A 1,655-nucleotide genomic window follows, 5' to 3' on the forward strand; every position below is an offset into this window, starting at 1 on the left:
CGCCAGAGCGCCGCCGCCTGCGTTTCTCTTTCCAAATCAACAATGTCAAAGACCAGGACCGGGTTTCCCCTGCCCCACTGTTTAACGCCAGTGGTCGGCGGAGGCGGCGTTCTAGGGGCCGGCCTCTCTCGTGTCAACCGATCCTTTCGGACTTCTTTGACAAAATCCGTACGAGCCGAATTCAGGCAAAAATCTCGCTCCGGGCCCCCCGAGGGTTAAGCCCCATCAAGTCCGCAACGATTCGATTGAAGCTGCGGAATATAAGGTTCCGCGATAGAAAAGCAAGGGATTTATAAAACCCCCAGATCTCCGCCGCAGCGGTGGCTGTCGGCGGCGAGCGGCGTATCTAGGGTCCAGCCCCGGCTAAGTCAACCGGTGTGACGCAAGGCGCCGTGAAAGGCTTGGCGACCGGCCCATCTTCCCCTTTTTCCGCATCATCGATGGGGACACCAGGCCCAAGACGCTGGGACGTCGCGGCTGGTCAAGCTATCCGCGATGAACCGGCGCATGCGTCGACAGGGGGTTTTGGAGGAGGTGGCGGACGGATCAGCCGACCGATTCTCTCAATTCTCCGGCGCACCCTGGGGTATGCGCCCCGCGCCGGGCGACGCCCTCCCCGCCGCCCGGGACGGCGGGTCACCGATTCTTCGGCGGCGCCATCACCCGGAGGTCCCGCATAGGAAGATGAATCTCCCGTCGCGGCGGGCAAGGCCGGAGCTCCCCCGGGCCGGGCTCACCCGACTCACCCGCGGCGCCAAGCCGGCGCCCATCGCCGAAGCGGCGCTCCGACCAGGGCCCATCGTGGCGCCCGCGCGCCCTCCCCGGGGCGGGAAGATCGAAGCTTCCGCCAGGCGTCCGACCGCCCCTGTAGCGTTGGCCCGGCCGATGCCGCTGAGACCGGGGCCCTCCCCGCAGGAGCCGCCCTTGAACGCGTGCGCCGCCGGTCGAAGGTCGCGGCAAATCTATCGCGATGATGATCTCGCTTCCCTGCCGATGTGCGCATCGGCTCTTCTTTGACCCTATGCTGTGCCTATTAGATGGAACCCCTATCGACCAGACTGCAGTCGCGCCTCAGAGGCGATGCTCCGGGACTCCCCCGGGCTTTGTCGATCACCTGCTGCGGCCTGAGTTTGAGCAGATCAATACCGTCCTTAGGCTCTAGCCGGCGGCGAGGCAGCGCCACCGGGGTTTCCTCTGCAAGGAGGCGCGCGTCGGCGCAAGCGAGGCGGCCGACAGCTGCCATCGCTGCGCCGCGGGACGGCTCCGCGGCCCCCCGTGTCTTGACACGGTTCGGTATCCCGGAGACGAATACTTGCGTGAAATGGACGAACAGGCCTCGACGATAAGCAAGGGGTTGAGTATCGGCGGCGTTCGCTCGCGACGTCCTGGTCGGCCCCACAAGCGCGGATCACGAAGTGGAACTCGGGCCCTGGCGAAGGAGCCTTGCGGCCGGCTGCGGCCAGCGTCGCGCCTGCGCACAATCTAGGTTATCCGAAACCTGCTCCCGCCCTCCGAACGCAAAAAGCCCCGCACGAGCGGGGCTTTAAGAAGTCTTTGGGTGCGGGGACAGGATTTGAACCTGTGACCTTCAGGTTATGAGCCTGACGAGCTACCGGGCTGCTCCACCCCGCGGCAAAGCTATAATCGTGATTGAA

The 1,655-nt window shown here is 65.0% G+C and carries 1 tRNA gene; it reads right to left on the reverse strand.

Annotation, left to right across the window (positions count from 1 at the left end):
• Positions 1-1,555: 1,555 nt before the first annotated feature.
• Positions 1,556-1,632, reverse strand: a tRNA-Met gene (locus tag Q8N10_RS07320).
• Positions 1,633-1,655: the final 23 nt, after the last annotated feature.

Origin of the sequence: Phenylobacterium sp. (assembly GCF_030693625.1) — a bacterium.
Lineage (GTDB): Bacteria > Pseudomonadota > Alphaproteobacteria > Caulobacterales > Caulobacteraceae > Phenylobacterium > Phenylobacterium ferrooxidans.